This window comes from Methylobacterium goesingense (genome assembly GCF_022179225.1).
Lineage (GTDB): Bacteria > Pseudomonadota > Alphaproteobacteria > Rhizobiales > Beijerinckiaceae > Methylobacterium > Methylobacterium goesingense.
The window spans coordinates 1-4353 of record NZ_BPQL01000237.1 but is presented as its reverse complement, the minus strand read 5'-3'; the positions used below and the strand labels follow the sequence as shown (position 1 = coordinate 4353).

The 4353-nt window shown below is 70.3% G+C and carries 5 protein-coding genes; 4 read left to right on the top strand and 1 reads right to left on the bottom strand.

What is annotated here, in order from left to right:
- Positions 1 to 246: 246 nt before the first annotated feature.
- The 3 genes from MFF30_RS25510 to lysA all read left to right on the top strand — a co-directional run bounded on the left by MFF30_RS25510 (position 247) and on the right by lysA (position 2346).
- Positions 247 to 546, top strand: a complete 300-nt coding sequence (locus tag MFF30_RS25510) for a 3',5'-cyclic-nucleotide phosphodiesterase (protein ID WP_238283042.1) — start codon at positions 247 to 249, stop codon at positions 544 to 546.
- 101 nt (positions 547 to 647) lie between these two features.
- Positions 648 to 1001 carry an LPS translocon maturation chaperone LptM gene (gene lptM, locus MFF30_RS25505; RefSeq protein WP_238283041.1) on the top strand — a complete coding sequence of 118 codons (354 nt, stop codon included), beginning with the start codon at positions 648 to 650 and terminating at the stop codon, positions 999 to 1001.
- A 64-nt stretch (positions 1002 to 1065) separates the two neighbouring features.
- Positions 1066 to 2346 carry a diaminopimelate decarboxylase gene (gene lysA, locus MFF30_RS25500; RefSeq protein ID WP_238283040.1) on the top strand — a complete coding sequence of 427 codons (1281 nt, stop codon included), beginning with the start codon at positions 1066 to 1068 and terminating at the stop codon, positions 2344 to 2346.
- 14 nt (positions 2347 to 2360) lie between these two features.
- Here lysA and MFF30_RS25495 read toward each other — a convergent pair whose 3' ends face one another.
- Positions 2361 to 2888 carry a tellurite resistance TerB family protein gene (locus tag MFF30_RS25495; RefSeq protein WP_238283039.1) on the bottom strand — a complete coding sequence of 176 codons (528 nt, stop codon included), beginning with the start codon at positions 2886 to 2888 and terminating at the stop codon, positions 2361 to 2363.
- A 194-nt stretch (positions 2889 to 3082) separates the two neighbouring features.
- Between MFF30_RS25495 and MFF30_RS25490 the strand changes: the two genes are divergently transcribed.
- A partial coding sequence (locus MFF30_RS25490) for a DUF4175 family protein (protein WP_238283038.1) occupies positions 3083 to 4353 on the top strand: 1271 nt, incomplete at its 3' end.

The following is a 4353-nucleotide window of genomic DNA, read 5'->3' as shown; positions in this document are numbered from 1 at the left end:
CCTGCTGCAGCGCGAGCGCCTGCCGCCGGCGAACGCCTTTCCGCTCCCGGCGCAACCGAATTGAGATCCGCGCGTCATTGATCGCGTGATGTGCGGCGGAGTACGCCGCACACGTTGCACGAAGCCGAGAGCGCGGCGTAGAAGGCGCCCTGACCATGCGGTGACCATCCGCGCGCCATGTTTCGACCATGTCGGCGCTTCATCGGATCGCCCATTCCCTGTTTCACGAGACGGACTGCGCCCATAATGGCCCTCAAGCTTACGTCGCTCGCCTTCGCTCTCGCCGCCACGGCGTCCGTTGCGTTTGCGCCTGCCCTGGCCCAGCCGGCGGCTCAGCCGTCGGGCGGGGCCGCGCCGCAGACCAAGCGCGGCAACGAGACCCTGAAGAAGTACTGCACCGGCGATTACCTCACCTATTGCGGTAACCTCGCTACGGACGACCCGGCCCTGGACAAGTGCTTCCAGACCAACTGGACGAAGCTCTCCGAGAATTGCCGCCGCGCCATCGACGTCTATCAGAAGACGGACGGCAAGAAGAAGGGCTGAGGTTCCGCGGCGACGACGCGGGACAGCGTGGCCGTTCGGCTCGCTTCGCGCGTCCGCAACGGCTATGCTCCTGCCGACCGAGTGCCGGACCGCAAGCGTTGATGTTCCTCCGTTCCCGTCATCTTTCCGCGATCACCGTGATCGGTCTCGTCGCGCTCGCCACCTCCGGCTGCGGACGGCGTGGCGCCCTCGAGCCGCCACCGGGCACGGAGGCCGCGCGCGCAGTGGCGCGTCCCGGCCTTCCGGGTCTGGCCAGCCCCCGTGCGCTGCCCCAGAGCGTGGGCCTCGGCGGCGGAACGGCCGCCCCGTCACCCGACGCCGTGCGCAGCGGTGATGAACTCGACACGCTCGCGGTACCCGGCTCCGGGTCGGAACCGGCGGTGAAGACCACGCGCGGCGCCAAGCGGGGCTACGTGATTCCAAAACAGCCTTTCCTGCTCGATCCGCTGCTGTAGAAGCGGGGCGCGAACATTCTTGAGGCCCGCGCACGCATCCGTGCGAAGGCTCGCAGGCAGGCCGATGCACCATTTCCAGTATCGCGACGGACGTCTCCAGGCGGAGGACGTCGATCTGGCGGACCTCGCCGATCGGGTGGGCACGCCCTTCTACTGCTATGCTTCAGCGACGCTGGAGCGCCATTTCGGCGTCTTCGCCGAGGCGTTCGGCGGCGACGACGCCCTCGTCTGCTACGCCATGAAGGCGAATTCGAACCAAGCCGTTCTGAGGACGCTGGCGCGCCTCGGCGCCGGAATGGACATCGTTTCGGAGGGTGAGTTGCGCCGGGCCCTCGCGGCCGGTGTCGATCCCCAGCGCATCGTTTTCTCTGGCGTCGGCAAGACGCGCTCCGAGATGGCCGCCGCCCTCAAGGCCGGGATCTACTGCTTCAACGTCGAGAGCGAGCCGGAACTCGCCGAACTCTCCGCCGTCGCTACCAGCCTCGGAATGACGGCCCCGATCTCGATCCGGGTCAATCCCGACGTCGACGCCGGGACGCACGCCAAGATCTCGACGGGCAAGTCGGAGAACAAGTTCGGCATTCCCATCGGCCGCGCTCCGGCGGTCTACGCCCAGGCCGCGCAGCTGCCCGGCCTCGCGGTCACCGGCGTCGACATGCATATCGGAAGTCAGATCACGGATCTGGCGCCCTTCGACCACGCGGCTGGCCTCCTCGCCGGGCTCGCCCGCGACCTGATGGCCGCCGGCCACGCCCTGCACCACATCGACTTCGGCGGTGGGCTCGGCATCCCCTACCGTGACGACAACGCCCCTCCCCCGGAGCCGGCCGCCCTGTCGGCGATCCTGCGTCCGCACTTCGCCCCCCTGGGGTTGCGCCCGGTCTTCGAGATCGGCCGGATGATCGCCGGGAATGCCGGCATCCTGGTGACGCGCGTGATCTACGTGAAGCGTACCGAGGGGCGGACCTTCGTCATCGTCGACGCGGCGATGAACGACCTCATCCGCCCGACGCTCTACGACGCCTACCATGCCCTGAGACCGGTCCGGCAGCCCGGACACGAGACGCCCCGGATCGTCGCCGACGTCGTCGGTCCGGTCTGCGAGAGCGGCGACTACATTGCCCTCGGCCGCGAGATGGCGGAGGTCGCGCCCGGCGACCTGATCGCGGTGATGAGCGCCGGCGCCTACGGGGCCGTCCAGGCCGGCACCTACAACACCCGGCCCCTGGTGCCCGAGGTCCTGGTGCGGGGGGCGGACCACGCCGTCGTCCGTCCGCGCCAGACCTACGAGGAGTTGATCGGCCTCGATCGAGTGCCGGACTGGCTGAGCCCGCCCACCGACTGAAGCGCCTCAGCGGCTCAGTCGTCGATCGCGGCCTCGATCCGCGCGACGGCCTCGCTCGGCACGTCGAGGGCGGCGGCCAGCATCTTCAGGAATTCGCGCTCCTGCAAGGTATCGGTGAGGACCGATAGGCGGACGGCGGAGTAGATCCGCGTCGCCTGTTCGGGCGTTCGGACACGTTCGGCGATTTCGTCCACGTCGGCCGGGTCGGCGATCTCGGCCTCGAGCCAGGCCGCGCCGTCCCGCTCGATCCCGGCGGCTTGGACGGCCGCGTCGAGGCGCCGGCGCTCGTCCGCATCGATCTGGCCGTCTGCCAGGGTGGCGGCCACCATCGCCCGGAGCATGATCCGGGCTTCGTCCTCGTTCACCGGCGGCTCGGTCGCGGTCGATTCCGTTGTGTCGGCGCCCCGCAGGGCCCGGGCCGCGAGCCCGGCGACGAGGGCGAGGCCCCCGAGGGCGGTGGCGGCGATAAGGCCGCTGCGGCGTAAGCGCACCATGGCTTCGACGACCGGTTTGGCATCGATCGACGGCTTGGCATCCACCATGGCGGGCATCCTGTCTTGCGGTGTGGGGTCCAGGCAGCAACACGCGGGAGCCCGGCAGGGTTCACCCACGTGCCATGCCCGCGTCGACGCGATGGAGACCTGGGCTGATTTGACCCCGCCGCATGGTGTCTCCACCATGCTAGCCTTGCGGGCAGGCGCGGCGCCGTGAGCGACGCGCGGAGGAGCCAGACACGATGGGCGAGGCCGACCCGGCGACCTCACGAGGCAGGGACCTGACAGCCAAGGAACCCGCGGGCGATGCCGACAGCGTGCTGCGGCAGCGCATGGACCGGCTCGTCGCCCAATCACAGGCAGCCGGGCTGTGGGAATCCGCGTGGCCTATCCTTTGGCGCGGCATCGGGCTCGTCCTCGCTTATCTGATCCTGTCCTGGCTTGGCCTCTGGCTCGACCTGCCGCCCCTGGGCCGCATGGTCGGCCTCGGTCTCTTCGCGCTTGCCCTCGCGATGCTGCTGCTGCCCCTGGCGCGCCTGCGCCCGGGCTCGCGCCGCGACGCCCTGGCGCGGATCGACCGCGAGGCGGCGGCCAGCGGACGCACCCGTCATTCCCCGGCCTCGTCGCTGGAAGACACCCTGGCGGTGGGCACGCAGGATCCGGCGACGCAAGCGCTCTGGGCCCTGCATAAGGCGCGTGCGGCGCAGTCCGTCGCGGGTCTGCGTGCCGGGCCGCCCCGTCCGGCCATGGCGCGGCGCGACCCGTTTGCCCTACGCGCCGCCCTGATCGTGGGCACCGTGGCGAGCCTGTTCGTCGCCGGTGCGGAGTGGCGCCCGCGTATCCTCGGTGCCTTTGACTGGCGTGCCCCGCCGTCGCCCGGCCCGGATTTCCGCGTCGACGGATGGATCGATCCACCACTCTACACACGCCTGCCGCCCCTCGTCGTGACGATGAACGGGGAGCGTCAGACCCTGCGCGCGCCGGTCAATTCCACCCTGATCGTGCGGATCGCCGGCCATGGCGAGGCCGTGCTGACCCCGAATGCGGGCCTGAAGGCGATTCCCGGCAAGGCGCCGCAGGCGTCCGGAAAGCTGCCGGAGGCATCCGGAAACGTGCCGCGATCGGATCTGCGCGAGGACCGCTTCCAGTTGGTCGGCGGCGTCGCGGACCTGACCATTGCCACGGGCGGTGCGACCCAGCACCTCGTCGTCGAGACGATCCCCGATACCCCACCCGAGGTGCAGCGCATCGGCAGCCTCGAGGTCAATGCGCGCGGTACCTTCAACCTGACCTACCGGGCCAAGGACGATTACGGCTTCGCCTCAGCCGAGGGCCTCGTCGAGCCGCTGGCGAACACCCGGACCCTGGTGCCGCCGCCGCGCATCGCCCTCGCGCTGCCCGCCGACGCCACGGGCGAGCACGACACCAAGACGCTGGTCGATCTCACCGACAATCCCTGGTCCGGCGCGCGCGTGCGCCTGACGCTGGTGGTCAAGGACGAGGCCGGGCAGGA